Origin of the sequence: Kitasatospora sp. MMS16-BH015 (assembly GCF_002943525.1) — a bacterium.
Lineage (GTDB): Bacteria > Actinomycetota > Actinomycetes > Streptomycetales > Streptomycetaceae > Kitasatospora.
The window spans coordinates 7,180,188-7,205,371 of the sequence record NZ_CP025394.1; the positions used below are offsets into that span (position 1 = coordinate 7,180,188).

At 72.3% G+C, this 25,184-nt stretch carries 23 protein-coding genes and 1 riboswitch; of the genes, 10 read left to right on the forward strand and 13 right to left on the reverse strand.

Translation table 11 applies throughout. The annotated features are described in order from the left end of the window. Positions 1-7 precede the first annotated feature (7 nt). A complete protein-coding gene (locus tag CFP65_RS30600) occupies positions 8-892 on the forward strand; it encodes an IS5 family transposase (protein ID WP_104821039.1) in 885 nt (294 codons plus the stop codon). 23 nt (positions 893-915) lie between these two features. Here CFP65_RS30600 and CFP65_RS30605 read toward each other — a convergent pair whose 3' ends face one another. After that, the gene (locus CFP65_RS30605) at positions 916-1,404 is read right to left on the reverse strand and encodes a MarR family winged helix-turn-helix transcriptional regulator (protein WP_104819218.1); all 489 of its coding nucleotides are present in this window, start codon (positions 1,402-1,404) and stop codon (positions 916-918) included. Between the two features lie 335 nt (positions 1,405-1,739). On the opposite strand from CFP65_RS30605, the gene CFP65_RS30610 reads away from it, so the two are divergent. Beyond that, positions 1,740-2,948, forward strand: a complete 1,209-nt coding sequence (locus CFP65_RS30610; RefSeq protein WP_104819219.1) for an MFS transporter — start codon at positions 1,740-1,742, stop codon at positions 2,946-2,948. 32 nt (positions 2,949-2,980) lie between these two features. Beyond that, the gene (locus tag CFP65_RS30615; protein WP_104819220.1) at positions 2,981-3,805 is read left to right on the forward strand and encodes an aldo/keto reductase; all 825 of its coding nucleotides are present in this window, start codon (positions 2,981-2,983) and stop codon (positions 3,803-3,805) included. 75 nt (positions 3,806-3,880) lie between these two features. Here the strand turns inward: CFP65_RS30615 and CFP65_RS42225 are convergent, their stop codons facing one another. Further along, positions 3,881-4,783 carry a M23 family metallopeptidase gene (locus CFP65_RS42225; protein WP_104819221.1) on the reverse strand — a complete coding sequence of 301 codons (903 nt, stop codon included), beginning with the start codon at positions 4,781-4,783 and terminating at the stop codon, positions 3,881-3,883. A gap of 3 nt (positions 4,784-4,786) precedes the next feature. Then, a riboswitch (cyclic di-AMP (ydaO/yuaA leader) is annotated at positions 4,787-4,944 on the reverse strand. Between the two features lie 298 nt (positions 4,945-5,242). On the opposite strand from CFP65_RS42225, the gene CFP65_RS30625 reads away from it, so the two are divergent. The 3 genes from CFP65_RS30625 (at position 5,243) to CFP65_RS30635 (ending at position 8,776) form a co-directional block, all read left to right on the forward strand. After that, on the forward strand, positions 5,243-6,055 hold the full coding sequence (locus CFP65_RS30625) for an EI24 domain-containing protein (RefSeq protein WP_104819222.1): 813 nt from the start codon (positions 5,243-5,245) through the stop codon (positions 6,053-6,055). Between the two features lie 43 nt (positions 6,056-6,098). Continuing rightward, positions 6,099-7,352, forward strand: coding sequence for a cytochrome P450 (locus tag CFP65_RS30630; RefSeq protein WP_104819223.1), 1,254 nt, complete (start codon positions 6,099-6,101; stop codon positions 7,350-7,352). 158 nt (positions 7,353-7,510) lie between these two features. Then, entirely contained in the window at positions 7,511-8,776 is a 1,266-nt protein-coding gene (locus tag CFP65_RS30635; RefSeq protein WP_104819224.1) for an ATP-binding protein, read from the forward strand. A gap of 22 nt (positions 8,777-8,798) precedes the next feature. Here the strand turns inward: CFP65_RS30635 and CFP65_RS30640 are convergent, their stop codons facing one another. From CFP65_RS30640 to CFP65_RS30660, 5 genes are all read right to left on the reverse strand, one after another. Then, the gene (locus tag CFP65_RS30640; protein ID WP_104819225.1) at positions 8,799-9,068 is read right to left on the reverse strand and encodes a Prokaryotic metallothionein; all 270 of its coding nucleotides are present in this window, start codon (positions 9,066-9,068) and stop codon (positions 8,799-8,801) included. Between the two features lie 135 nt (positions 9,069-9,203). Further along, a complete protein-coding gene (locus CFP65_RS30645) occupies positions 9,204-10,235 on the reverse strand; it encodes a substrate-binding domain-containing protein (RefSeq protein WP_104819226.1) in 1,032 nt (343 codons plus the stop codon). Between the two features lie 162 nt (positions 10,236-10,397). Further along, the gene (locus CFP65_RS30650) at positions 10,398-12,377 is read right to left on the reverse strand and encodes an FAD/NAD(P)-binding domain-containing protein (RefSeq protein ID WP_104819227.1); all 1,980 of its coding nucleotides are present in this window, start codon (positions 12,375-12,377) and stop codon (positions 10,398-10,400) included. Between the two features lie 181 nt (positions 12,378-12,558). After that, positions 12,559-13,152 carry a flavodoxin family protein gene (locus tag CFP65_RS30655; RefSeq protein ID WP_104819228.1) on the reverse strand — a complete coding sequence of 198 codons (594 nt, stop codon included), beginning with the start codon at positions 13,150-13,152 and terminating at the stop codon, positions 12,559-12,561. Positions 13,153-13,311: 159 nt separating this feature from the next. After that, a complete protein-coding gene (locus CFP65_RS30660; RefSeq protein ID WP_158702441.1) occupies positions 13,312-14,148 on the reverse strand; it encodes a family 16 glycosylhydrolase in 837 nt (278 codons plus the stop codon). Positions 14,149-14,294: 146 nt separating this feature from the next. Here CFP65_RS30660 and CFP65_RS30665 point away from each other — a divergent pair, with 146 nt between their 5' ends. Next, positions 14,295-16,100, forward strand: coding sequence for an NAD-binding protein (locus CFP65_RS30665; RefSeq protein ID WP_104819230.1), 1,806 nt, complete (start codon positions 14,295-14,297; stop codon positions 16,098-16,100). A gap of 165 nt (positions 16,101-16,265) precedes the next feature. Here the strand turns inward: CFP65_RS30665 and CFP65_RS30670 are convergent, their stop codons facing one another. From CFP65_RS30670 to CFP65_RS30680, 3 genes are all read right to left on the reverse strand, one after another. Beyond that, positions 16,266-17,057 carry an enoyl-CoA hydratase gene (locus CFP65_RS30670; RefSeq protein ID WP_254552649.1) on the reverse strand — a complete coding sequence of 264 codons (792 nt, stop codon included), beginning with the start codon at positions 17,055-17,057 and terminating at the stop codon, positions 16,266-16,268. Between the two features lie 116 nt (positions 17,058-17,173). Continuing rightward, entirely contained in the window at positions 17,174-18,547 is a 1,374-nt protein-coding gene (locus tag CFP65_RS30675) for an aminotransferase class V-fold PLP-dependent enzyme (RefSeq protein WP_158702442.1), read from the reverse strand. 117 nt (positions 18,548-18,664) lie between these two features. After that, positions 18,665-19,330 carry a hypothetical protein gene (locus CFP65_RS30680; protein WP_254552650.1) on the reverse strand — a complete coding sequence of 222 codons (666 nt, stop codon included), beginning with the start codon at positions 19,328-19,330 and terminating at the stop codon, positions 18,665-18,667. A gap of 160 nt (positions 19,331-19,490) precedes the next feature. Here CFP65_RS30680 and CFP65_RS30685 point away from each other — a divergent pair, with 160 nt between their 5' ends. Continuing rightward, positions 19,491-20,525, forward strand: a complete 1,035-nt coding sequence (locus CFP65_RS30685; RefSeq protein WP_104819233.1) for an enoyl-CoA hydratase/isomerase family protein — start codon at positions 19,491-19,493, stop codon at positions 20,523-20,525. Positions 20,526-20,585: 60 nt separating this feature from the next. Then, complete coding sequence (locus tag CFP65_RS30690) at positions 20,586-21,134, forward strand: hypothetical protein (protein ID WP_104819234.1); 549 nt, start codon at positions 20,586-20,588, stop codon at positions 21,132-21,134. A gap of 12 nt (positions 21,135-21,146) precedes the next feature. On the opposite strand, the gene CFP65_RS30695 is transcribed toward CFP65_RS30690, so the two are convergent. From CFP65_RS30695 to CFP65_RS30705, 3 genes are all read right to left on the reverse strand, one after another. Further along, positions 21,147-21,992: a carbohydrate ABC transporter permease gene (locus tag CFP65_RS30695; protein WP_104819235.1), complete on the reverse strand. Its 846-nt coding sequence runs from the start codon at positions 21,990-21,992 to the stop codon at positions 21,147-21,149. Continuing rightward, positions 21,992-22,894, reverse strand: a complete 903-nt coding sequence (locus CFP65_RS30700; protein WP_104819236.1) for a carbohydrate ABC transporter permease — start codon at positions 22,892-22,894, stop codon at positions 21,992-21,994. Before CFP65_RS30700 ends, CFP65_RS30695 begins: the two co-directional genes overlap by 1 nt. Positions 22,895-22,963: 69 nt before the next feature. Then, on the reverse strand, positions 22,964-24,253 hold the full coding sequence (locus CFP65_RS30705) for an extracellular solute-binding protein (RefSeq protein ID WP_104819237.1): 1,290 nt from the start codon (positions 24,251-24,253) through the stop codon (positions 22,964-22,966). A gap of 304 nt (positions 24,254-24,557) precedes the next feature. Here CFP65_RS30705 and CFP65_RS30710 point away from each other — a divergent pair, with 304 nt between their 5' ends. Further along, positions 24,558-25,136 (forward strand): hypothetical protein, encoded by a 579-nt coding sequence (locus CFP65_RS30710; RefSeq protein ID WP_104819238.1) that lies wholly within the window; start codon positions 24,558-24,560, stop codon positions 25,134-25,136. The last annotated feature ends 48 nt before the right edge of the window (positions 25,137-25,184 follow it).

Here is a 25,184-nt window from a genome sequence, read left to right on the forward strand (position 1 = left end):
CACCGGTATGTGTGTCTGTTCGTGCAAGCCTTCGTACGACTCGTCGTTGACGGATGCTCAGTGGGCGGTGATCGAGCCGCTGCTGCCGGGGCGGGATCCGCGCAGGGGCGGCCGGCCGCTGAAGTTCCCTCGCCGCCTGGTCGTCGACACGGTTCTGTACGTCCTGGTCAGTGGTTGTGCCTGGCGGCTGGTGCCGCACGACCTGGCGCCGTGGGACGCGGCCTACCGGTGGTTTCGTGCGTGGAGCGCCGACGGGACGTGGGACCGGGTCCACGACGTGTTGCGTGACCGGGTGAGGGTCGCGGACGGTCGGGATCCGCAGCCGTCGGCGGCGGTGCTGGACTCCCAGTCCGTACGCAGTCACCAGGGCGGCGAGGCGATCGGCTACGACGCGGGCAAGCGTGTCCGGGGCCGCAAGCGGCACCTGCTGGTGGACAGCTGTGGACTGGTCCTGAAGGCGGTCGTGCACTCCGCGTCCGTCCAGGAGCGGGCGGGCGCGAAGCTGGTCCTGGCCGGCATCCGTGGTCTGTTCCCGCAGGTCGGGCTGGTCTGGGTCGACGGCGGCTACGTCAACGCGATCGATGCCGGTCTGGTCGGCTGGGCTGCCGCGCACGAGAACCTGACGGTGGTGGCGGTGCCGCGCAACGCGGATGTGAAAGGCTTCCAGGTGCTGCCCCGCAGGTGGGTGGTCGAGCGGACATTCTCCTGGCTGGGGCGGTGCAGACGGTTGGCACGGGACTACGAGCGCAAGACCGCGCACGCCGAAGCGATGATCAAGGTCGCCATGATCCGCCTGATGGCCGCCCGCCTCGCCGGCGAGGAGGTCGAACCACGCGGCCCCATCGAGACCGAAGCAGCCCGCCGCCTCGCCGATGACCTCAAGAACGAGTAGTCACCCGCTTACCCAACACTTTCTCAGGCGGCCCGAGTGGCGGCCGGAGTGGCGGCCGTGCCCGGCTTCACGGCCTCGACGGCCGCGACCAGTGGAGCCAGGTCGGGGTTGCGGGCGGCCTCGTCGAGCGCGGCGCGGAGGGCGGCGTCGTTGGTCGGCCGGGCCGCTTCGAGCAGGGTGAGGCCGGCTTCGCTGACGTTGGTGTAGATGCCCCGGCGGTCGGTGGGGCAGAGGTAGCGGGCCAGCAGGCCCCGGTCCTCCAGGCGGGTGACCAGGCGGGTGGTCGCGCTCTGGCTGAGCACCACCGCGTCGGCCACCTGCTTCATCTGGAGGTGGCCGCCCTCCTCGTCGTGCTGGCGGCTGAGCACGTCCAGCAGCGAGTACTCGCGCACGCTCAGGTCGTGCTCGGCCTGGAGAGCGCGCTCGATGTGCGCCTCGATCCGGCCGTACAGCACGTACAGGGCGGACCAGCCGCTGGCGAGGGCGGTCAGTGCGGGGTCGGTGGCGGTCATGGGTGCCGCACTCCTTCCAGGGGCCGGGTGTCGAGATGACCCCAGGATAAGCCGCCCGAGTCGTTACCGGCCAGGGCCGGTAGCAGGCTTCTGCAAGCACCGGCGCCGCGCACTTCAATGCCCGCCGCCCGTCCCGCCCCCTCCGGCACCCAGGCCCAGGTGTCCCCTCCGGCACCCAGGCCCAGGCGTCCCCTCCGGCACCCAGGCCCAGGCGTCCCCTCCGGCACCCAGGCTCAAGCGGCGATCGGGCAATGCCAGCGCTTGCACATATAGCGCGCCTGCAACTATTGTCGAAGCTCGTAAGACGCACAGGCAATCGCACGGAGGGTAGCGCCATGCCTCTCGCACTCCTCGCCCTGGCCATCGGGGCCTTCGGGATCGGCACCACCGAGTTCGTGGTCATGGGCCTGCTGCCCCAGATCGCCGCCGACTACGGCGTGTCCATCCCCACCGCCGGGCTGCTGGTCACCGGCTACGCGATCGGCGTCGTCCTCGGCGCGCCGGTCATGACGGTGCTCGGCACCAGGATCAGCCGCAAGACGGTGCTGATGCTGCTGATGGGGCTGTTCACCGTCGGCAACCTGCTGTCGGCGCTCGCGCCGAGCTTCGGGCTGATGCTGGGCGGCCGGATCGTGGCCTCGCTCGCGCACGGCGCGTTCTTCGGGATCGGGTCGGTGGTGGCGGCCGAGCTGGTCGCCCCGGACAAGAAGGCCGGCGCCATCGCCACCATGTTCACCGGGCTGACGGTGGCCAACATCGTCGGTGTGCCGCTCGGCACCTTCATCGGGCAGGCCGTGGGCTGGCGGGCCACCTTCACGGTGGTCGCCGCGCTCGGGCTGGTCGGCCTGCTCGGGATCGCCAAGCTGGTGCCCGAGCTGCCCCGGCCCGAGGGCGCCCACCTGCGCCGCGAGCTGACCGCCTTCCGCAACCCGCAGGTGCTGCTCGCGATGGCGATGACCGTGCTCGGCTTCGGCGGGGTGTTCGCCGCCATCACGTACATCGCCCCGATGATGACCAACGTCGCCGGCTACTCCGAGGGCGCCGTCACCTGGCTGCTGGTGCTGTTCGGGGTCGGCATGTTCCTCGGCAACCTGCTCGGCGGCCGGTACGCCGACCGCAGGTTGATGCCGATGCTGTACGTGAGCCTCGGCGGGCTGGCCCTGGTGCTCGGGCTGTTCACCGTCACCGCGCACAGCAAGGTGGCGGCCGCCGTCACCATCCTGCTGGTCGGGGCGCTCGGCTTCGCCACCGTGCCGCCGCTGCAGAAGCGGGTGCTCGACCAGGCGCACGGCGCGCCCACGCTGGCCTCGGCCGTCAACATCGGCGCCTTCAACCTCGGCAACGCGCTGGCCGCCTGGCTCGGCGGCCTGGTGATCACCGCCGGCCTCGGCTACACCGCACCGAACTGGGTCGGCGCCGCGCTGGCCGCCGCCGCCCTGCTGCTGGCCTTCTGGTCCGCCGCCCTGGAGCGCCGCGCCCCGGCCACGACAACCACCGTCCCGGGCGCCACCCCGGCCGCCGCGCCCAGCCCCGTCCTCCACTGAACCCACCCCCGCACCAAGGCAAGGAACCGATCATGACCACCGTCCCCACCGTGCAGCTCAACAACGGCGTCCGGATCCCCCAGCTCGGCTTCGGCGTCTTCCAGGTCCCCGACGAGGAGACCACCACCGCCGTGAAGACCGCCCTGGCGACCGGCTACCGCAGCATCGACACCGCCGCGATCTACGGCAACGAGGCCGGGGTCGGCCGGGCGCTGGCCGAGTCCGGGGTGGCGCGCGAGGAGCTCTTCCTGACCACGAAGGTCTGGAACGCCGACCAGGGGTACGAGGCGACGCTGCGCGCCTTCGACACCAGCCTGGCCAGGCTCGGCCTCGAGTACGTCGACCTCTACCTGATCCACTGGCCCACCCCGGCCCGCGACCTCTACTTGGACACCTGGCGGGCGCTGGAGCGGCTGGCCGCCGACGGGCGGATCCGGGCGGCGGGCGTCTCCAACTTCCAGCCCGCGCACCTGGAGCGGCTGCTCGACGCGAGCGAGCTGGTGCCGGCCGTCAACCAGATCGAGCTCCACCCGGGGCTCCAGCAGGCCGAGCTGCGCGCCTTCCACGCCGAGCACGGCATCGCCACCGAGGCCTGGAGCCCGCTGGCCCAGGGCGCGGTGCTGGACGACCCGGCGATCACCGCGATCGCGGCCCGCACCGGCAAGTCCCCGGCCCAGGTGGTGCTGCGCTGGCACCTCCAGCTCGGCACCATCGTGATCCCGAAGTCGGTCACCCCGGCCCGGATCGCGCAGAACCTGGACGTGTTCGACTTCGAGCTGACCCCCGAGGAGCTGGCCGCCGTGGCCGCCACCGACCGCGGCCTGCGCACCGGCCCGGACCCGGACCGGTTCAACTGAGGCTGCTCGGACGACAGCGGCGCGCGGCGCCCCCCGGACTCGGGGGGCGCCGCGCGCCGCTGGGTGGGACGAAGGTCAGACGTTGACCGAGTGGGCCCGCAGGTAGGCGACCGGGTCGATGTCGGAGCCGTAGTTCGGGGTGGTGCGGATCTCGAAGTGCAGGTGCGGGCCGGTCACGTTGCCGGTGGCGCCGGAGAGGCCGAGCTGCTGGCCGGCCGTGACGGACTGGCCGGCGTGCACCTGGAGCTTGGAGAGGTGGGCGTACTGGGCGTACTTGCCGTCGGCCAGGCGGATGACCACCTGGTTGCCGTAGGCGCCACCCCAGCCGGCCGTCACCACGGTGCCGTCGCCGACGGCCCGCAGGCTGGTGCCGACGGAGGCCGCGAAGTCCACGCCGGTGTGGTGGCCGCTGGCCCACAGGTGACCGGGCACGCCCCAGTTCTCGACGATGCTCGGTTCGGCCAGCGGGGCGTAGAAGTCCGGCGCGGCGGGCGCGGGCGCAGTGACCGGAGCCGGAGCCGGAGCTGCGGCGGGGGCCGGAGCAGCGGCCGGGGCGGGGGCCGGCGCGGCGGCGGGGGCCACGGCGGGGGTGGCGGCCGGGGCCTGGTGGGTGGCGACCGGGGTGGCGGCGTCCAGGCCGAGGCGCTGGGCGACGTCGGCGAGGCCGGCCTGGGCGGCGGGCTTGCCGGTGTGGACCGGGTGCCAGTCGCCGTCCACCAGGTGGTGCGCGGTGGGGTCGGCGGCCTTGGCCGGGTCGGTGAGCGTCTTCGTGGCGGCGGCGGGCGCGGTGTGCGCGACGTGCTGGGCGTCCACGCTGCTGGTGAACGAGTGGTGGCCGGAGCCCGAGTCGGCGAGGGCCGAGGCGGTGGTGACACCGACCAGGGGGAGCGCGAAGGTCGCGGCCAGCGTGGTGGCGATGGCGACCTTGTTCAGCTGCGGGCGGGTGTGACGGCGTGCGTGCTTGCCCCGTGCGGACATGGGTGTTCCTCTCCGACGCCGACGAGGTGAGCTGTCGGGTTCGGGCTGGAGATGCCCGGCCGCGGAATGCGGCTTCACCCCAAGCCGCCCGGACGTGTCCGGACGGCGTACTGACCTGGGTCCCCCGCTCCTGCCGTTACAGAGCTCGGTAGTGCCCACGGGTGCCGGCAGGACTAGGCGTTGCACCCGGTGGACCCGCTCGGTCAGTGGCCGGGCGGTCCGATGAAGCAAAACCCACGAACCGGACAAAAGCAAAGGTGACGGTTGGATAACTGCCGGAATTGGTGACCGAAAGCGCTCGTCGAATCACCATCCGTGCACGAAACATAAGCAAGAGGTGAAGGTGGGAGGGCCCAAAGTGAGATTCGTGGCGGAATGCGACGGTGGAATCGCGGTGGGTGGTCGAAACCGGGCCGGGCGGTGAGCCTGCTCACGGCGGGCGGCCCGTAGGCTGCCGGTATGCGAGATCTTGCGGTGGGGATGAGGCTCCTTTTCCAGGGCCAGAAGTGGGTGGCCCGGCACGGGCGGTGGTGGGGATTCGGGATGATCCCGGCGCTGATCACGATGGTCGGGTACCTGGTGGCGATGGCCGCCCTGGTGGTCGAATCGGGCGGGTTGGTGCGCTGGATGACGCCGTTCGCCGACGGGTGGGGCTCGCCCTGGCAGGGGGTGCTGCGCGGGGTGGTGACGGCCGCGCTGATCGGTGGCGGGGCGCTGCTCGCGGCGGTCACCTTCACCGCCGTGACGCTGCTGGTCGGGCAGCCGTTCTACGAGTCGCTGGCCGCGAAGGTGGACGAGACCGAGGGCGGCGCCCCGGCGGCGCCGGAGCTGTCGCTCTGGCGGGAGCTGGTGATCGCCACCAGGGACAGCCTGGCGGTGCTGCTGCGGGCCGGCGGGTTCGGGGTGCTGCTGTTCGCCTGCGGGTTCGTCCCGGTGGTCGGGCAGACGGTGGTGCCGGTGATCGGGGTGGGGGTCTCGGGCTTCTTCCTGACCGTGGAGCTGACGGCCGTGGCGCTCCAGCGGCGCGGGGTGCCGCAGCCCGAGCGGCTGCGGATGCTGCGCGGGCGGCTCGGACTGGCGCTCGGTTTCGGTGCGCCGCTGGTGCTGCTCTTCCTGGTGCCGATGGTCACCGTGCTGCTGATGCCCGGCGCGGTGGCCGGGGCGACGCTGCTGGCCCGCGAGCTGGTGCCCGTGGAGAACGGCGCGGACGGCGAGGAATCGGACGAGAACGACGATATGACGAGCGCAGAAATGCATTCGAACGCACAGTAAAGGAAATTTGACATTCCGTCAGGCGGTACGCGATACAGGGTCGATGACCGCCACGGGTGTCCCCGCGCAGCACGCTCACTCCGTTCACGGGCCGGGGCCGAACCCCGCCCAGCCGGAGTTCTGGCAGCTCCCGGCCGAGGCCAGGGCCGCAGCCTTCGCCCGGCTGCGGGAGCTCGACCACCCCGTCCGCTGCACCGACCCCCGGACGGGCAAGGGCTTCCACGCGCTGGTCCGGCACGCCGACGTGGTGCGGGCCAGCCGCAACCCCGCGCTCTTCCTCAGCGGCCCCGGCGTCACCACCCCCGAACCGCCGCGCTGGGTGCGGATGGTGTTCGGCGACTCGATGGTCAACCTGGACGACCCGCACCACGCCGGGCTGCGCCGGATCGTGGCCCGGGCCTTCACCCCGCGCCTGATAGCCCGGGCCGAGGCCGACATCCGGCGGACGGCCGCCCAGCTCGTGGACGAGGTGGTCGCGCAGCGGCCCACCGACTTCGTCGCTGCCGTCGCCGCCCAGCTGCCGTACCGGGTGATCTGCGACCTGATGGGCGTGCCCGAGGCACCGCGCCGGGCCATCCTGGCCGAGATCGACCGGGCCACCGCCCCCACCGGGGTGCGGCGCACCCGGCTGCGGGTGCCGGGGCGCGGGCTGGCCGCGCTGGCCCGGCTGTACCTCACCATCGCCGCGATCGGCCGCGAACGCCGCCGCCGGCCCACCGAGGACCTGATCTCCGCCCTGGTCACCGCCGACGTGGAGGGGCACCGGCTCGGCGCCCGCGAGCTCGGCGCCTTCTTCTCCCTGCTGCTGGTCGCCGGGGTCGAGACCACCCGCAACGCGCTCGCCCACGGCCTGCACCTGCTCACCGTCCACCCCGAGCAGCGCGCGCTGCTCACCGCCGACCTGGGCGGGCGGCTCCCCGGCGCGGTGGAGGAGATCGTCCGGTACGCCACCCCGATCGTCCAGTTCCGCCGCACCGTGGCGGCCGACTGCGAGTTCGGGGGCGCGCAGCTGCGCCGGGGCGAGAAGGTGGTGCTCTTCTTCGGCTCGGCCAACCGGGACGCGGCCGTCTTCGCCGACCCGGACCGGTTCGACCTCACCCGCTCGCCCAACCCGCACCTGGGCTTCGGCGGGGGCGGCCCGCACTTCTGCCTCGGTGCCCACCTGGCCCGGCAGGAGATGCGGGCGGTGCTCGGCGAGCTGTACACCCGGCTGCCGGAGCTGCGGTCCACCGGGGAGCCCGAGCTGGTCGCCTCCAGCTTCGACCACCGGGTGCGGAGCCTGCCGTTCACCTTCTGAGAGCGACCGGGAGGCACCGTTCACCTGCCGAGACGGGCCGGGAGACAAGGGTCGGGAGGGCGGAAAGGGCGGCCCGCTTTGTCCGTTCCGGCGCGGGCCGGGCGGGGCGCGCGGGCCCTAGCGTGCCGGACACACCCCGACCCGTCCCGGAGGCTCCCGTGCACTGGCTCATCCACGACTACCGCGAGGACGACCTCGCGGCCGTCGTCCACCTGATCGACACCACGGCCGGCCTCGGGCAGGAGTCGGTGTTCTCGCTCGCCGAGTGCCTCTCGGCGCTCACCTCCCGCCAGCCCGCCGTGGTGGCCGTCAGCCAGGGCGAGCCGATCGGCGCGGCGCTCGCCCACCTGGCGGGCGACCGGGCCTGGGTGATGCGGATCGCGATCGCCCCGGCCTGGCGCGGCCGGGGCCTGGCCAGTGCGCTGCTGCGCGAGCTGGAGCGGCGGCTGCTGGGACAGAAGGTGCGGCGGATCGCCTACGTGCTGCCGGAGGAGGAGCTGCTCGGCGAGGGGCTGCGCAACGCCGGGTACACCCGGCGCCCGGCCGTGGCCTACTTCGAGAAGACCGAGCCGAACGGACCGGGCGACGGCCTGCTCGACGAGCTCGGCGGGCGGCTGCTGCCCGGCGACCTCTGGGAGAAGGTGGCCGGGATGACGGCGGAGAAGAGCCTGATCGAGCGCCGGGTGGTCCGGCCGCTGGCCGAGCCCGAGCGGGCCGCCCGGCACGGGGTGCTGCCGCCCCGCGCGGTCGCGCTGTTCGGGCCGCCCGGCACCGGCAAGACCACCTTCGCCCGGGCGGTGGCCTCCCGGCTCGGCTGGCCCTTCGTCGAGCTGCTGCCCTCCCGGCTGGCCGACGAGGGCAATCTGGCGGCGGCGCTGCGCACCGCCTTCGCCCGGATCGCCGAGCTGGAGCGGGTGCTGGTCTTCATCGACGAGGTGGAGGAGATCGCGCCGGTGCGCGGCGCCGGGGCGCCCGGCGGCATGCACGGGGTCACCAACGAGCTGCTCAAGCTCATCCCCGGCTTCCGGGAGGGGGAGGAGCGGCTGCTGGTCTGCGCCACCAACGCGATCGGCTCGCTCGACCCGGCCTTCCTGCGGCCCGGCCGGTTCGACTACCTGATCCCGATCGGCACCCCGGACGCGGCGGCCCGCACCGCGATCTGGTCCCGCTACGCCGCCGCCCGCCCCGAGGTCGACCTCGCGGTGCTGGTCGCCGCCAGCGAGTGGTTCACCCCCGCCGACATCGAGCACGCCGCCCGGGCGGCGGCCCAGACCGCCTTCGAGCGCGACCCGGGCCGGGGCGAGGCGGAGCCCGGGGCCACCACCGAGGACTACCTGACCGCCATCGCTGCCTGCCGACCGACCGTCACCCCCGAGCTGCTGGCCGCCTTCGAGACGGACATCGCCGCCCACGCCCGGGTCTGAGCCCCCGGCGGGCCGGGCCGGGTCAGCCCTGGGCGACTCCGGGGTGGGTGCCCACGGCGTCGCGGATCTGCTCGCCCAGGCCGCCGTCGCGGCGGGCGCAGTTGGCGCAGCAGAAGAACTTGCCGGAGACCTCGACCCCGTGGCCGACGATCCGCACCTGGCAGTACTCGCAGCGGGGCGCGAGCTTCTCCATCGCGCACTCGAAGCTGTCGAAGGTGTAGGTGTCGCCGCTGACCGTCTTGATCTCGAAGGCCAACCAGTAGTCGTTCTTGCACACCACGCAGACCGCCATGACCGCTGCACTCCGCTCGTCCTCGCCGGAGCGTCCGCACCGGGCGGGCGGACGCTGCCTCCGAGTCTTCGGGGGTGCGGGGGCTCCGGCAATCGGCGCGCGGCCGAACGGGCCGCGGGCCCCCGCACCGGGCTCTCAGCCGCAGCCGAGGCCGGAGGAGCGCCAGCCGGCCGCGTCCACCATCTGCGGGGTGACGGCCACCTCGGCAGGGAAGGGCGTGCCCTTGCGCAGCCGGTCGTACATGGTCTGGACGGCCCGGGCGCCCACGTCGGAGCCGTTGATGAACAGGGCCGCCTTCATCCCGGTCGGCTTGCCCGCCTGCCAGTCCTGGCAGGCCAGGTAGGCGCCCAGGCCCACCCCGAGGATCGACTCGGTGGGCACCCCGGCGGCCTGGAGCGCGTCGATCCCGCCCTGCACGTTCTCGTCGTTGCAGCCCCAGACGATCCAGTGCCGCACGCCGGCCTGGGCCCGGATCAGCTGGGCGAGCTGCGCCTTGGCGCCGTCCACGGTGTTGTCGGTCGGCACGTCCAGCTTCTGGATGCTGGCCCCGGCGGTGTTGATGAAGGTGTCCTTGGCGGCGTTCATCCGGTCGGTGCAGACCGTCACGTCGAACTTCCAGAGCGAGACGATCCGGGTGTCCGACTGCGACCAGCCGGCCTTGGTGTACTCCTCGGCGCTGCGCTTGCCGATCGCGGCGCCGAGCTGGCTGCCGTTGAAGCCGATCCGGGGCACCAGGTCGGTCTTCTTGCAGGCGGACGGGTCCGGGTCGCTCGCGCAGACCTGGTCGTCCGAGGTCAGCAGCGGCAGCCTGGCGTCGTTCGCCGCCTGCACCACGTCCGGCCCGGCGGCCGGGTCGGGCAGCACCGCGATCACCCCGTTGCTGCCGCCCTGGGCGGCGGCCTGCACCTCGTGCACCGCGCGCCGGGGGTCGGTGCCCAGGTCGACCACCTTGAGGTCCACGCCGAGTTGGGCCGCCTTGGCCCGGGCGCCGGTCGCCTCGGTCTTGAAGTACCCCTGGTCGCCCTGCTTCTGGAGGTACGTGAGGGTGATCCGCCCGGTCGCCATCGGCGCCGCGCCGTCGCTGCCACCGGAGGAACAGGCGGTGGCGCCGAAGGCGGCGACCAGTCCGAGGACGGCGGCGGACCGGTGAGGACGGGGTCTGGACATGCGGGGGCTCCTGGCGTGGCGAGGGTATTCCGATCAGAATCGGACACCCACTGAAGCGCATTCAAACGCAAAGCGCCAGGAGTAAACAAGAGTTAACGGTCCATGAGGGCAGACTGCCCCGTGGGGACGGCCGGTCACCGTCGCCCTCGGGGGCAGGTCGGGTCAGACGATCACCCCGGCGAGCGCCTCCTCGGCGTACGGCGGCCGCACCTCGGCCGGTACGTGTGCCACCGGGGCCAGCGCGAGCGCCGCCCGGGCGATCGAGTCCGAATCGCCCAGGGTCACCGAGTCCACGCCCGGGCGGATGCCCGCCGCGGTGACCCAGTGCACGGCCTCGGTCGGCACGCCGTAGGCGAACCGGCGCGGGTGGGCCCGGCCCCTGGCGTCGACCAGCCGGTAGGGGCGCTCAGTGACGGCCAGGCCGCCGGTCTCGTAGCTGGTGCCGTCCTGGCCGTCGATCCGGAAGGTGGTGGCCTGTTCGGTCTTGAGCAGGTGCAGCAGTAGCGGGTCGGCGGTGCGGCGCAGGTCCGGCTCGGGCAACCGGGCCTCGATCAGCACCGTGGAGCGCACCGGCGGGCCGGGCACCGCCTCGGAGTTCATCACGTAGGTGCCGCCGGCGACGTCGATCCGCACCACGGTCTGCGGGCCGGTCAGCTCCAGCACGCCCGCCTCGATCAGCGCGATCATCTCCTCGACCCGCGAGGCCGGCGGCCCGATCGAGAGGAAGGCGTTGAGCGGGGTGTACCAGCCCTCCAGGTCGTCCCGGTGCGAGTCGCCGTCCAGGCCGCCGTGGTCGACGGCCAGCCGGATCTCGTTGCGCAGGTCGCGCAGCACGTCCAGGGCGGCCTTGAGCGGGCCGCTCAGGTTGCCCAGGTGGGCGGCCCGGACGTCCCGGCGCAGGTGGTCCAGCAGCCACTCGCGGAATTCGGCCCGGTCGGCGAAGACCCGGTCGCCGTACGGCCGGGAGAGCTCGGCCCAGGACCAGCGCTCTTCCACCGGCACCTCGAACTCGTCGAGCAGCGCCTCGAGTTCGGACTCCAGGTCGGCCGCGAGGTAGCGGTCGGCCAGCTCCTCGCCGTCGGCCGGCCGGCCGTGCGAGTCGAGCAGGGTCTGGTAGTAGACCGTCTCCACCTCGCGGCTGATCAGCGGCCACAGGTCGAGGCTGAACTGCACCGGGTCCTCGCTGCCGGCCCGCTTGCGCAGCACCTCGATGTAGTCGGCGGTGAGCAGCTGGGGGTGGTAACGCCCGTACGGGCCCTTCTCGTTCTCGCCGCGCGCGTGGTACGGCACGCCCCGGCGGGAGCTGGCGTAGAGCTTGGGCTCGAAGCCGGAGGGGCGGTAGGTGAGCCGTCCGCCCGCGCGGACGAAGTGGCCGCCCCGGCCGGAGGTGAGCAGGGCCAGGTGGTCGAAGAAGCTGAGCCCGAGGCCCCGGATCAGCACGTTCTCGCCGGGCCGGATGTCGGCCAGGTCGAGGTCGGCCGGGTTGGCGGGGGTGATGTAGGCGAGGTGGTGGATCCGGGCCAGCGCCGCCGTCCGCTCCTCGCGGGCGGTGAGCCGGGCCGGCACGTGGCCCTGGGCCAGCACGATGGCGTCCAGCTGGTTGAGCCGGGTGCCGTCCTCCAGCCGGACGCCCTGCGGGCCGCCGGCCACCCCGTACACGTCGGACATGGCCACCGCCCGGCTGCGGTGCACCAGCACCATCACGTGCGCGGGGGCGTTCTGGACGACCCGCAGGAAGCTGGCGTTCAGGTAGCTGCCGTAGAAGGCCCGGCTCGGGTAGGTGTTGGGGCCCAGGTCGCGGGCCTCGGCGAGGGTGACGTCGTCGGCCTCGCCCCGGCCGCCCGGCTCCAGCAGGCTCTTGGCCCACTCGTAGAGGCTCGGGCCCGGCTCGATCGGGCCGTCGATCCGGACGCTGTGGTCGGTGTAGACGGTGATCTGGGAGGCCACGGTGTTCATCAGGAGGTGGCGCGACTGCTGGGGGCGCCACACCGCTCCTGCCCCGGGCGCCGCCGGGTCGACCACGTGCACGGTCACCAGCGGGTGCGTGGGGGAGTGCCGCTCGTTGGCGCACAGGCGCTCGAGGACGGAGAGCCCCCGGGGGCCGGCGCCGACGATGCAGATCTCGATCTGACTCTTGCTCATGAATACCCTTTCGATCCCGCCGGGTCGGCGTGGTCTCGGGACGGGAGACGGGTGCTGACGGCGGCAGCCTCTCAGCGGATCCGCCCGGTACCGTCGGGCATTCGGAGGATTCGTCAATTGCCGGACGGGGTAGCGGTGAATTCGCCCCTACCCCGTCAGATCGGCCCTGCGGGCGCCCGGCTCAGGCGGCGGCCCGGACGACCAGGCCGAGCGCGCCGGCCACCTCCAGCACCCGGCGGGTCTGGGTCTGCACGGCGGTGATCGCCTCCAGCTCGGCGTGCACCGGCTCCACGCCGTCCGTGCCGTCCTCGAACTCGTCGGCGGAGCCCGCGAGTTCGGAGCGGCGGGCGGGCACGATCACGGCACCCCAGTGCTGGAAGGCGTTGTCCAGGGCGGGCAGGCCGCGCTCGTGGCCTCCGCACGGGCCGGTGGCGCAGACGAAGGAGGAGACCACCTTGCCCCGGCAGCAGATCCGGCCGGTGGTGTCGATGAACTGCCGTATCTGGGCGGCCGGTTGGCCGAACAGGGTGGGTGTGCCGAGCAGCACCGCGTCGGCCCACTCCAGGTCGGCCAGGGTGGCCACCGGCAGGTCGGCGGTGGCCGCCGCGTGCGCCGCCCAGGCCGGGTCGGAGGCGATCAGCGGGGCCGGGGCGAGCTCGGCCACCCGGCGCAGCCGGACGGTGGCGCCCGCCTGCTCGGCGGTGGCGGCGGCGGCCACCGCGAGCTCGTGCACGCTGCCGGTGGCGGAGTAGTAGATGACGGCGACATTGATCACTGCGGCTGCTCCCGGGCTCGGGGCCGCCCGTACCTGCGGGACGGCCGTCAAGGGTCAGCATGCGAGCGGCACCATGCGCGGGCCAATGACGCCCCTTGATTCAGTCAGCTCCGGCCGTCCCCGAAGGAGTCCGGTCGCCACTGCCCGCCGCCGGGTGCGTCAGTTGCGCCAGACGCGCACCCAGTCCACCGACATCACGGCGGGGAAGACGGTGCCGGCGTCGGGCGGCCCGGGCCAGTCGCCGCCCACCGCGAGGTCGAGCACCAGGTAGAACGGCGCGTTGAAGACCCAGCGCCAGCCGGCCTGGCTCTGCAGCACGGTGTGGTGCACCACCCCGTCCACCGAGAAGAGCACCCGGTCGAACCGGCGCTCCACCCCGTAGACGTGGTAGTCCTCGCAGAAGCGCTGCCCGGCCGGCAGCGCGTGCGCGGTCACGTCCTGGAAGCCGCCCGGGCCGTGCAGCGCGCTGTGCACGGTGCCCGGCTCCGAGCCGATCTGCTCCATCACGTCGATCTCGCCGCCGGCCGGCCAGCCGATCCGGTCGGTGCTGGTGCCCAGCGCCCAGAAGGCGGGCCAGAGCCCGGTGCCGCAGGGCAGCTTGATCCGGGCCTCGAACCGCCCGGGCGCGGCGGCGGAGAACAGCCCGTCGGTGTCCAGCCGGGCCGAGGTGTACGTGCACGGCCCGTACCAGCAGGTGAGCCCGGCCGCCGGGTCGGCCGCCCGGGCGGTGATCAGCAGGTGCCCGGCGCCGTCCAGCGCCGCGTTGGCCGGATCGGCGGTGTAGTCCTCCAGCTCGTGGTTCCCGTGCCCCTGGCCGTCCAGCACGTGGTGCCAGTGCTGCGGGTCCGGCGCGGTGCCTTCGGGGCCGGCGAACTCGTCCGACCAGACCAGCGTGGGCCTCGCGGCGTGCGCGGGCGTGGGTGCCGCCTGCAGGGGCGCGAGGGCGAGGGCGAGCGCCCCCAGCAGGGCGGCGTACCGGCGGTGGTTCCTGGGCACGGCGGATCTCCTCGGGGCGGGCCGATCGGGGTTCGTGTGCGGTGCAGCATCCCCGGGTAGGGGGCGAAGGAGGTGAGAGATTGACGATCAATCAGTCATCCGGTCGTCACCCGTACGACCGATCGGCTCAGTTACACTCCGGCGGTATGACGCATGAAGGGTGGGGGGCCCTGCCGGTCGAGCCGTACGGCAACCATTACCTCGTCTGCGGCGGCAACGCACTGGCCCACCGGCTCGTCCGCGAGCTGGTCGAGCAGTACGAGGTCCCCGTGGTCGTCCTGGTGCCCGAACTGACGCGCGATCACGCGCCGCAGATAGCGGCCCTGCCCGGGGTCGCCGCCGTGCTGGAGTACGGCAGCCTGACCGCCGAGGCGCTGCGCGCCGCCGGGGTGGAGCGGGCGCGCGGCATCGCCCTCGTGGACGGCTCCGACCAGGACAACATCCACGCCGCGCTCCAGGCCCAGACCCACAACCCGGGCATCCGGATCGTGCTGCGGATGTTCAACCAGCGGCTCAGCGAGCACATCGGCCGGCTGCTGCCGAACTGCGCCGCCCTCTCCGGCTCGGCCACCGCCGCGCCGGCCTTCGCCAACGGCGCGCTCAGCCGCCCCAACACGGTGCGGGTCGGCGACCGCTACCTCTACGTGGCCTACGACGATGACATCCAGTCCAACCAGATCTGCGTGGTGGCCGACCAGATCGACCGCCACGACATAGGGAAGCTCCGCCTGCTGCCCGAGGCCCGCCACCGCTCCGCCGAGTTCATCGCACTCGCCCAGCGGACGGCCTCGGACGGGCCGGTCGAACTGCCCCGCGCGGTGGAGGGCGAGCCGGCGGCCGCCGCGTCGGCCGGGGGCATCGCCGCCCTGCAGACCCTGGGCAGCGAACCACCGGTGGCCATCCCCTGGTGGCGCCGACTGAGCTGGGGCCTGCTGGACGCCCTGCGGTTCTTCACCAGCGCCCGGCTGCGGCTGCTGCTGATCACCGCGTTCACCGCGGTGCTGCTCTCGGCCGGCGTGATCTGGTACTTCACCGGCCAGTTCGGCTGGACGGTCTACCTCACCCTGCTCGACATGGCGGGCGCCGCCCAACCCGACCAGGGCGCCCACGCCTCGGCCTCCGACGCCCTGCAACGTGTCGCCCAGGTCCTGATCACCTTCTGCGGCATCACCTTCATGCCGGTCTTCACCGCCATCGTGGTCGACGCCCTCGCCACCGGCCGCCGCGGCCTCCCCAAGGCCCCCGGCGCCGGCACCCGCGACCACGTGGTCGTGGTCGGCCTCGGCAACGTCGGCACCCGGGTCGCCACCCTGGTCCGCGAGGCCGGCGTCCCGGTGGTCTGCGTCGAACGCGACCCGCAGGCCCGTGGCATCGCCGCCGTCCGTGCCCTCGGCCTCCCCGTCCTGGTGGGCGACGCCCCGCTGGAGAGCCAGCTGCTGCGGGCCCGCGTCCAGCACTGCCGGGCGCTGGTCGCCGTCACCCCGGACGACGCGACCAACCTGGAGGCGGCGCTGGAGGCGCGGGCCCTGCGGGGCGAAGTCCGGATCGTGGTCCGCCTGTTCGACGACGACTTCGCCCAGCACGTCTACGCCACCCTGGGCAACGTCGCCTCCCGCTCGGTCTCCTACCTCTCGGCCCCGGCCTTCGCGGCGGCCCTGATGGGCCGTGAGGTGCTCGGCACCCTCTCGGTCTACCGCCACGTCCTGCTGATCGCCGAACTGGCCGCCGACGAAGGCTCCGGCCTCCTGGGCCTCAACCTCAACGAGATCGAACACGGCGGCGGCGTCCGGGTGATAGCCGTCCGCCTGGCCCGCCGCCCCGACGACTACCAGTGGAACTACGCCGACCGGGCCCGCCGCCTCACCCCCGGCGACCACGTGGTCGTCGCCGCCACCCGCGGCGGCCTGGCCCGGCTGAGCACTCCGCCGGAGCCCATGGCAGATGCTTCATGAGTACGGTCCAGGGGCGCGGGGAACGGCGCGGCCAGCCCGGTATGTGTCGCAACTTTACACAGTGAGCCACTTGCACTATCCGTTGACGGTGCAACTGGGCATCTCTGCGATCTGCGGCGAGCTCCCGGGCTGGGCGCGCAGTTCCCCGCGCCCCTGATGGTGCAACTACCGGTTTTCGAACTTGGGCGGGCGCTTCTCGGCGAAGGCCGTCATGCCCTCCTTCTGGTCCGCCGTGGCGAAGGCGGCGTGGAAGAGGCGGCGCTCGAAGCGGACGCCCTCCGCGAGGGTGGTCTCGAAGGCGCGGTTGACGCTCTCCTTCATGGCCACCGCAGCAGGGGTGGACATGGCGGCGATGGTCTCGGCCACCTTGAGGGCCTCGGCCTGGAGCTCGGCGGCGGGGACGATCCGGGAGACCAGGCCCGCGCGCTCGGCCTCCTCCGCGCCCATCATCCGGCCGGTCAGGCAGAGCTCCATCGCCTTGGCCTTGCCGACGGCGCGGGTCAGCCGCTGGGAGCCGCCGATGCCGGGGATGACGCCCAGCTTGATCTCGGGCTGCCCGAACTTCGCGGTGTCGGCGGCCAGCAGGACATCACAGAGCATGGCGAGCTCACAGCCACCGCCCAGCGCGTACCCGGCCACGGCGGCCACCACGGGCTTGCGGAGCTGGCCCAGGCGGTCCCAGGGGCCCAGCCAGTCGTCCAGGTAGACCTCGGGGAAGGTGTTGGTCTGCATCTCCTTGATGTCCGCGCCGGCGGCAAAAGCCTTCTCCGAACCGGTGATGATCATCGCACCGATCTCGGGGTCGCGGTCGAAGGCGGTGGCGGCGGCCACCACCTCGTTCATCAGCTGGTTGTTGAGTGCGTTGAGGGCCTCCGGCCGGTTGAGGGTGATGACCCCGACCCGCCCCTTGCGCTCGACCAGGATCGTCCCGTACTCGCCCATGCGTTCCAGCTCCATCCCTGTGGGCCGACAGACTCGGCGGACTGTCGACTGACTGACGCCGCCTACGATCTACGACCGAGTACCCTCGGCGCCAGTCTCAGCCCGCGAGACGGAGGTCACCCCCGGCGGGGTCAGCAGCCGGGCCGGGGCTCGGCGGGTTCGGCGGGGGAGCAGGCGACCAGCTCGGCACAGACGGTGAGCAGCCGATCCACGTCCGCCGCGTTGCTGGCCGCGCCGACCGAGGCGCGGATCGCGCCCACCACCGGCCGCCCGAGTCGGCGCAGATAGTCGGCGGTGGTGAGTGGGGCGCCCCCGCGCAGTGCCTTGCCGATCCGATCGGCCGTCAGGCCGTTCTGCTGCTCGCCCACGCCGGGGTTGCAGAAGCAGCCGGTCCGTACGCTGATCCCGGCGGCGGCCGTGGCAGCCTGGGCCAGGCGTTCGTCCAACGGGGTGCCGTCGGGCCGCAGCAGATGGAAGGCGACCGTGGGGCCCCGGTCGGCCGTCCCGGCCGGGCCGAGGATGCGGGCGGCAGGCTCGCCACCGGGGTGGCGCAGGGTGGTCAGGCCGTCGAGCAGACGGCGGGTCAGCAGGGTGCTGTGGGCGGCGAGGGCGGGGTAGCCGATCCGGCCGTGCCAGTGGGCGGCGGCGGTCACGTCGGGGAGGGCGAGGAAGGCGGTGGTGCCGTCCTCGAAGCCCTCCGGCGGCGGGGCGGGCAGGTGCCAGGCGGGGGCGGCGGCGGAGACCCGGACAGTGCCGCCGGCGAACCAGGGACGGCGCAGCGCCGCCAGCGCCTCGTGCCGGGCGAGCAGGCAGCCCACCCCGCTCGGGTAGCCGGTGATCTTGTACCAGGAGAAAGCCACGAAGTCGGCCTGGCAGGCGGTGAGGTCGAGCCCGGCGGTGGGCAGCAGGGCGGCGGCGTCCAGCAGCACGGCCCAGCCCTGCCGCCGGGCCTCACTCACCCAGTCGAGCGAGTGTCGCACCCCGGTCGCGTTGGACTGGGCGGGGTAGGCGAACAGGCCGGGCGGGCCGGCCGCCAGCGCGGCGGTCACCGCCGTGGCCTCGGCCCGCAGCTCCGGGCCGAGCGGCAGCACCCGCACCGGGGCACCGGCGGCGGCCGCGTGGCAGCGCAGGCCGAGCACGGAGTTGTGGTTGTCGCGGAGCAGCGCGAGCGGGCGATGCGGCCCGAACGGGAAGGCCTCGGCGACCAGCCGGAGCGCCCCGGTGGCGTTCGGGGTGAAGACCACCGCGTACTCCTCGGGCGCGGCGCCGCAGAAGTCGAGCATGGCCCGCCGGGCCTCGGTCAGCAGCCCGGTGGAGGCCAGCGAGGCGGGGCTGGCCGTGTGCGGGTTCCCGTACGCCCGCCCGGTCAGCCGCTCGGCGCTGCCCCGCACCAGCGAGACCGGCGCCAAGGCGGCCCCGGTGTAATCCAGGTACGCCTCACCGTGCGCATCCAGGTACGGGAACTCCTCGGCTCGCAGGCCGCTCAGTGGACCGGTGTCAGTCACGATCAGCTCCCTGCGCCGCCCTCCGGGGGGGCGGGGGCAGTTCCTCGCATATCCCCGCTCGTTGCATGGCCCATGCCCGGGTTCGGCCACTCGGGTGAGGGCCGACCCTGGGGCCGGTCACTTGCGGCCGGGCGTCCAGGACATCCCGAGCCGGTAGGCCCGCGAGATCGCCTCGTGCACGCTGACTCCCTGCTGGGGCGTGAACCAGCGCACCTCGCGCTCCACCACCAGCTCACCGCGCTGGCGCTTGATCAGGGCGATCGCGCAGCCCCGGGCCCCGGGCGGGCTGTCGTCCAGGTGCACCTCGAAGCGGTCGCCCCGGTCGGAGACCAGGCTGGTCACCGCGTCCAGGCCCCGGAAGTCACCGGAGCCCCCGTAGATGTAGACGAAGAGCAGCAGCTTCTTGAACTCGGCCTGGTGGTCCAGGTTGATTACCAGGTTCTCGCCGCCCGCGCTGGCGCCGGTGCGGTCGTCGGCATCCAGGGCGACGTACGGGTAGCCGTGCACGGAGCCGAAGGAGTTGCCCAGGGCCTGGACCACGGTCTTGCCGCCGTCGGCCAGCAGGATCATGCAGCCGAGGTCGAGGTCCACCTCCTTGGCCGCGCCGGCCCGCAGCGACGCCTTCATCCGGCCGAAGAACCCGGTCGCCTCGGTGGCCCGCCGCTCGGCGGCGGTCTTGGGGGAGGCCCAGTTGAGGTTGACGCGGATCAGCCCGGAGGCCGCGCCGTGCTTGGCGAGCGAGACGGTCGGGGAGCCCTTGGTGAGGATCACGGGAGCAGACATCGGCAGCCACCTTGCCACCCGGGCCGCCCCGGTCGGCGGCCGGCCACTTCCCATCAGACCCGCTGCGGCCGGTCGCCGCCCGCTGGTCCTGGCGGCCGGGCCCCTGCCGGACCCGAGTACGGTGTCCGGACGGATGTCACCGAGGGAGTGGAGCGGGCGGATGAGCACCGACGTACGGCTGTCCATCGAGCAGGGGGCCGGGCGGATCCGGTTGGACCGGCCGCGGGCTCTCAACTCGTTGACGTACGGGATGGTCCGGGAGATCCACGCGGCGTTGACGGAGTGGGCGGCCGACGGGGCGGTGCGGTCGGTGGTGCTGAGCGGGGCGGGGGAGCGGGGGCTCTGTGCCGGGGCTGACATCCGGGCCTTGCACGACAGTGCGAAGGCCGGGGGCGGGGAGGCGCGGGGGTTCTTCCGGGACGAGTACCGGCTGAACCACCTGATCTCGCGGTACCCGAAGCCGTACCTGGCCGTGATGGACGGGATCACCATGGGCGGCGGGGTCGGGATCTCCGCGCACGCGAACCTGCGGGTGGTGACGGAGCGTTCGGCCGTGGCGATGCCGGAGACCCGGATCGGGCTGATGCCGGACGTCGGCGGCAGCCGGCTGCTCGGGCGGGCCCCCGGGGAGATCGGGACCCACCTGGCGCTCACGGCTGCCGCGATGACCGGCGGCGACGCGCTGTACTGCGGCTTCGCCGACCACTTCGTGCCCTCCGCCGCGCTGCCCGAGCTGCTGGCCGCCGCGGATCCGGTGGCCGCGCTGCCCGAGTACACGGCCGAGGCTCCCGAGTCGCCGCTGGCGGCGCAGCGGGCCTGGATCGACGAGTGCTACGCGGCCGACACGGTGGAGGAGATCGTGGCCCGGCTGCAGGCGGCCGGTCTGCCGGAGGCCAAGGAGGCCGCCGAGCTGATCCTGGCCCACTCACCGACGGCCCTCAAGGTGACCCTGGCCGCCCTGCGGCTGGCCCGGCGCCACGCCGACCTGGCCGAGACCCTCACCCAGGAGTACCGCCTCTCGGTCCACGCCCTCACCCACCCCGACCTCCCCGAGGGCATCCGCGCCCAGGTGATCGACAAGGACCGCAACCCCCGCTGGACCCCGGCCACCCTGGCCGAGGTGACGGCGGCCGACGTGGCGGCCTTCTTCGCCGTGCCGGCCGAGGGGGAGCTGGAGCTTTCAACGTCCCGCTGACGGTGGGATGTTGGGTGCGGGAGGATGGGCGGGTTGGTCCGACGAGCCCAGGGGGAGCCCGTGTTCCGTTCGAAGCCCGGTGATCCGGTGCCGCACATTCCGACCGACGCCGAGCAACTCGCCGCCTACGGTGGGCGGGTGGCCATGCTCGTCGCTCCGCCCGCCGAGTGGATCTACGTGCTCGGCAGGTCCGGCCAGAACGGCCTCGTCTACCAGTTGGACGTCACCTACGCGACGCCTGGCCAGAACCGCCTGCTGGTGGCCACGGCCCGGCCCAGCGTGCGGCACCCCTCCCTCGCGGAGGTGCTGACGAACTTCGCGATGAACGCCCAGGACCTGCCGAGGGGTGTCAGCATCCCGGAGTGGCTGGACGGTTGGGACTTCGTCCGGCACCTGGAGACGACCGCGACCTCGCTCCGGGTGGACGGGAGCGAGGTCGCAGGCAGGCGGATGGCCTTCGAGGGGTTCTTCGGGGTGGAGCTGGAACTCACCGCTGAAGAGCTGGTGTTCGTCTGTGGCCGGGCGGAGATCGAGGAGCTCGCCCGCGAGCTGGTCACCGGGACGGAGCTGCGCGGGATGCCCTACCCCCGGCCGCCCTGGGCGAGTTGAGGAAGCGGGCGGCTACTTGACCGAGCCGGCGGTCAGGCCGGAGACGACCTGGCGTTCGATGAAGGCGAAGAGGATGACCACCGGGACGATGGCGACCACGGAGCCGGCGAACAGGTAGTTCCACTGGACGGTGTAGTTGCCGATGAAGTTGTTGATGCCGACCGTCAGGGGCTGGCTGCTGGGGATGGTGGTGAGCCGCAGGCCCATCACGAACTCGTTCCAGGCCGAGATGAAGGTGAAGATGACGGCGGTGACGATGCCCGGCATGGCCAGCGGGATGGTCACCCGCCGCAGTGCGCCGAGTCGGCCGAGGCCGTCGATCTGGGCGGCCTCCTCCAACTCGCCGGGAATGGAGGAGATGTAGGCGGTGAGGATCCAGATCGCGAACGCCAGGTTGAAGGCGGCGTTGCAGATGATCAGCGTCCAGACCGAGTTGAGCATGTGGAACTGGTAGAACTCGCGGTAGAGGCCGACCAGCAGCGAGGTGGGCTGGAACATCTGGGTGACCAGCACGAGCAGCAGGAAGAGCTGCCGGCCCCGGTACTTCATCCGCGCGGTGTAGTAGGCGGCGGGCAGCGCGACCAGCAGGACGAGCAGCGTGGAGCCGCCGGCCACCAGCAGGGTGACGCGCAGGTTGGTGCCGAGGGTGGAGTCGGACCAGACGTTGACGAAGTTGGACCAGGCGAAGTGCTTGGGCAGGTACGTCGCGTCGCGCAGCTCGTCGGCCGGCCGCAGCGCGGTGACGATCATCTCCAGGTAGGGCAGCAGGAAGAGCGCGGCCAGCAGCCAGGCCACCGCGGCGGTGACCAGCGTGCGCGGGCGCAACCGGGGCTTGAGTACGTAGGCTTGCGTGGCCATCAGCTCTCCTCGTTCCAGCGGCTGACCTTGAGGAAGGCCAGCACCATGACCACGATCAGTCCGAAGTTGACCACCGACATCGCGGCGGATTCACCGATGTCGGTGTTCATCAGCTGGAAGGCGAAGACCGTGGTGGTGGCCGTGGCGCTGTCCGGGCCGCCCTGGGTGGTGCCCCAGATGACGGGGAAGGAGTTGAAGACGTTGATCAGGTTGATCACCAGGCCGACCAGCAGGGCGGGCCGCAGCAGCGGGAGGGTGATCAGCCGGTAGGTCTGCCAGGTGGAGGTGCCGTCGACCTTGGCGGCCTCGTAGACCTCGGCGGGCACGGTCTGCAGGCCGGCCAGCAGGGTGTAGGTGGTGAAGGGCAGCGAGACGAAGACCGCGATGAAGATCATCCAGGGCTTGGCGGAGGACGGGTCACCCAGCCAGTCCTGCGGGGCGTCGATCAGGCCGAGGTCCACCATCACGGTGTTGAGCACGCCCGCCGTGCGGTCGAGCATCCACTTGAAGCCGATGGAGGTCATCAGCACCGAGGCCGCCCAGGGGGCGATCAGCGCCCAGCGGGTGAGCCGGCGGCCCGGGAAGTTCTGGTTGAAGAGCTGGGCCAGGGCGAGCGAGACCACCATGGTGAGCAGCACGACCGCGGCCGTCCAGATCACCGTCCAGCCGAGCACCTGGTAGAAGTCGGATTCGCCGAATAGCTTGGTGTACTTGTCGAACCCGGCCGAGCCGCGGACGAACCCGCTGGTGCTGATCCGCAGGAACGAGGTGTGCACCATCTCGTAGACGGGCCAGACCACCACGAAGAGGATCAGGAGCACTGCTGGGGCGATCCAGGGGAGCGGGCCGAGCCGGGCGAGGCCGGAGCGCCCTGCCCCTGGTGCGCCGGATTTGAGCGACAAGGTCGTGCCTTCCTTGGGAGTACGAGAAGTGCGGGAGGTGAGAGGAGATCACCTCCCGCACGGGACGGGCTACTTGTCGGCCGCGGCGGCTTCGGCCTTCTTCTGCAGGTCACCGAGCACCTTGGCCGGGTCGCCGGCGACGGCGGTGCCGCCGCTCTTCTTGATCTCGGCGGAGACGGCGTCCCAGCTGGTGTCGCCCAGCGGGTAGAAGGTGGCGCTCGGCAGCAGGCTGAAGAAGGGCTTCAGGTCGGCGTGCTTGGGGTCGGCGCTCATGGTGGTCAGGGTGTCCTTGGTGACCGGCATGAGGTTGTAGAGCTCGTCGAACTTGAGCGTGTTCTCGGTCTTGTACGCGTAGTCGAGGAACTTCTTGATCTGGTCCTTGTGGCCGTTCTTGTTGAAGGCCATCATCCAGTCGGCCACGCCGAGGGTGGACTTGAGCGGGCCGGTCTTGCCCGGGATCGGCACGGCGGCGTAGTCGACCTTGCCGTCCTTGGCCTTCTGGATCAGCGAGGGGTGGCCGTTGAGCATGCCGACCTTGCCGGCGCCGAAGTCCGCGAAGGCGGTCTTGCGGTCGGTGGTGGCCGGGTTGGCGTAGGTGAGGCCGGGGTCCACCAGGTTGGTCTTCAGCCAGCTGAAGGTGTCGATGTTCGCCTGGGAGTTGAGGGTGTACTTGCCCGAGGCGTCCTGGTAGCCACCGCCGTTGCCGAGCTCCCAGATCATGCTCTCGCCCTGGGCCTCCTCGGGGCCGAGCGGCAGCGCGTACGGGGTCACGCCCGGCACCTTGGCCTTGATGGCGGCGGCGTCGGCCTTGATGTCGTCCCAGGTCTGGGGGGCGGCGGTGATGCCGGCCTGGGCGAAGAGCGCCTTGTTGTAGAAGAAGGCGCGGGCCGAGGAGACGAACGGGATGCCGTACTGGGTGCCGCCGACCTGGCCGGCCTTGGCGAAGGTGTCGATCAGGTTGGACTGGGTGGCGGGGGAGAGCACGTCCGAGGCCGGGTAGAGCAGCTTGTCGGTGACCTTGTCGGCGTAGCCGCCGGTCTGCAGCACGTCCGGCACGTTGCCGCTCTGGATCATCGTCTTGACCTGCTTGTCGATGTCGTTCCAGTTGACGACCTGCAGATCGACCTTGATGTCCGGGTTGGCGGCCTGGAAGCCCTTGACCACGTCGCCCCAGTACCCCGTCGAGGAGTTGGCGGCGGAGTCGCCGTAGTCGGCGGCGACGAACTTGATGGTGACCGGGCCGCTGTTCTTGCCGCCGGCCGAGTCCTTGGAGTCGCTGCTCGCGCTGCTGCTACAGGCCGACAGGGCGAGCACACCCACGGCGCAGAGCGCGGAGAGGTTGAGGAGCTTCTTGTTCATGGGGGATACCCGCCTTCGGCGTCAAAGGTGCGCGATATTTCGGCAGTTGGGCCGGGTCGAGCGCCGCTCTCCCGGGGACGGCACCCAGAGTGCACCCAGCGCGAACACAGGTCTACACCAGTTATCCAGTTGCGGACTTCGTTGCACCCCGCGCAACACCGAATCGGGCAAGCCGCCCATAATGACCATTGGTACGTACCAATGCGGCGAAACTCTCGGGGATTTCTCAGGGTGGCCACCTCGGGGACGCTTCCGGGTCGTCACCCGATGCCGGTCGGGGGCGGGTCTCAATAGCGTGATGCACATGACCACTTCGCGTGCAGCCTTCATCGCCGCTCCACTGCTCACCGGCGCCTACGGGGTGTTCCGGCTCGTCAACGGGATGGGCGGTGAGCGGCAGCCGGGCTTCAGCTGGACGGCCGGTCACCTCTGCTTCCTGCTCGCGCTGGGGTGCTTCGTCCGGGCCTTCGCGGTGATGCGGGCCCGGGCGGGGGCGGGCCGACTGGCGACGGTGGGGTACTGGCTGGCGACGGTGGGGGCGACGGCGGTGGCCGGGCAGTTCGCGATCGACCTCGTGGTCGGGTGGATCTCGCCGGACCGGGCCGCGATGGCCCTGCGGTACGACCAGATCCAGGCCGTGCCCGGGGTGATGCCGGTGTGCTACACCGTCCTGCCCCTGCTGTTCTTCGTCGGCCAGACCATCCTGGTGGGCCAGTTGGCCCGCCGCCGGGTGCTCCGGCCCTGGGCACCGGTGCTGGTGCTGGTCGACAACCTGCTGCCCTTCGCGGACAAGGACCTGATCCCGCTCGGCGCGGTGCTGCTGCTGATCTCCTATGCCCCGCTGTACCGCTCGGAGCCGACCCCCGAGCTGCGGTTCTCCTGAAGCTCTGCCTTCATGCATACCGGGTATGCCATACTCCGTATGCATCGA